General features: G+C 29.8%; 2 protein-coding genes. Both read left to right on the top strand.

Annotated elements, in window-relative coordinates; genetic code table 11:
- Positions 1-147: 147 nt before the first annotated feature.
- Positions 148-1,029 (top strand): DUF488 domain-containing protein, encoded by an 882-nt coding sequence (locus BM239_RS15220; protein WP_092210193.1) that lies wholly within the window; start codon positions 148-150, stop codon positions 1,027-1,029.
- Between the two features lie 3 nt (positions 1,030-1,032).
- A complete protein-coding gene (locus tag BM239_RS15215) occupies positions 1,033-1,857 on the top strand; it encodes a hypothetical protein (RefSeq protein WP_092210191.1) in 825 nt (274 codons plus the stop codon).
- The last annotated feature ends 106 nt before the right edge of the window (positions 1,858-1,963 follow it).

The following is a 1,963-nucleotide window of genomic DNA, read 5'->3' as shown; positions in this document are numbered from 1 at the left end:
CATTTATCTTTAGACTATAAAACACCTAATATGGTATATAAATTATCAGCTTAATTCAATTTTAACCTGTAGCCATATTTCAGGACAAGACATGTGAAAAAATCGAGAATATTTTTAAAGGCATTTTTTAAACACTAACTTTGTAGAATGTTTTATAGAAGAAAAATAATATTATCATTATTCCAACTTTGTAACGGAAATGTTGAAAAAACTAAATTACAAAAGTTGCTGTTTTTATATAGTCAAAGAAAACGAGAATCTGAATATGACTTTGTACCATATAAATTTGGGTGCTACTCTTATTCAGCACACGCTGATTTAGTGACAATGGTAAAAAAAGAGTTTTTATCTGAATCGGAAAGAGGTTATTCGAAAATTGACCCTAAAGATTATTTACCTACTCTAAAACCTAAAGACAGAGAACTATTAACTGAAACAATTGACAGCTACGGAAATATGGCAAGTGAAGCCTTAATAAGACATACTTATATTAATTTCCCTTATTATGCAATTAACAGTACAATTTCTGAAAGAATATTAAACGAAGAATATTATAATAGAGTTTTAAATACGATACCAAATCAAAATGAAAAATCCGTTTTTACAATTGGTTATGAAGGAGTTAGTTTAGAAAAGTATTTAAACAAACTTGTAAAAAACAATATTAAACTTTTAGTTGATGTTAGAAAGAATCCTTTGAGTATGAAGTATGGCTTTAGCAAAACTCTACTAAAGAGGTTTTGTGAAAGTTTAGGGATTAAATATATACACATTCCAGAAGTAGGAATAAACTCAAATAAAAGACAGACTCTTGAAAAACAAGAAGACTATGATATACTTTTTGAGAGTTACAAAAAAACAACACTTAAAGAAACATCAACCCAACAACAAGAAATCATTAATCTATTAAACGAGTATAATAGAATTGCACTTACCTGTTTCGAATCAAACATTTGTCAATGTCACAGATTACCATTAGCTGAATCATTGAAATCTATAGAATCTGATTTAGTTGTTGAACATATATAATTTATGGCAAAAACAAAGGTTCTAATAACAGTTAAAACGTATCCAGCAATTTCTGGAAAATATGATGAATTAGTTTGTACAGCAGGATTTACCGAAGATGGAAAATGGATTAGAATTTATCCTGTTCCTTTCCGAAAAAAAGATTATTCGGAACAATATCGAAAATATGAATGGATTGAACTAGACTTGGTTAAAAATACGAGTGATTTTCGACCTGAAAGTTATAGACCATACTCAATGGATAGTGAAATAAAAATCCTTGAACATATAGATACTGCTGGTAATTGGTACTTACGAAAAAAATCAGTACTAAATAAAGTATATGAAAACCTTGCAGAACTAATTGCAGAAGCTAAAGACAAAGAGATTTGTACTTCTCTTGCTGTTTTTAAACCTACAAAAATCAAAGATTTTGTTGCTAAAGAAGTTGACAGAGTTTGGGATAAAAAGAAAATCGCGAAATTAAAAGCACAAAGAGAACAAGGAAATCTATTTGAGCATCCTGAAGACCCTTTTGATGTAGTTGACAAGCTACCATATAAATTTACTTATGTTCTTGAGGATAATCAAGGAAAAGAAAGCCGAATGATGATTGAGGATTGGGAAATTGGAGCTTTATATTGGAGACAACTTGCCAAATACGAAGGAAATGAGGCAAAAGCAGTTGCTGATGTGAGAAAAAAATACTTTGACGATTTTGCGATGACTAAAGACTTGTATTTGTTTTTAGGAACATCTCAAGTTCACCATTATGTATCTCACAATCCATTTATGATAATCGGAACTTTTCATCCAAAGATTGAGAATCAGACTAAACTCTTCGAATAAAACACTACTGCCAACACCGTATCCTATGAAAAGCACTAGCCTAGTTCTCCAAAGTTAATATTTATTTTTTAATTATCTCATATTGATGATGGTGTGGTGTTGAAAT

Origin of the sequence: Algorimicrobium echini (assembly GCF_900115185.1) — a bacterium.
Lineage (GTDB): Bacteria > Bacteroidota > Bacteroidia > Flavobacteriales > Flavobacteriaceae > Algorimicrobium > Algorimicrobium echini.
This window is presented reverse-complemented; position numbering and strand designations above follow the sequence as displayed.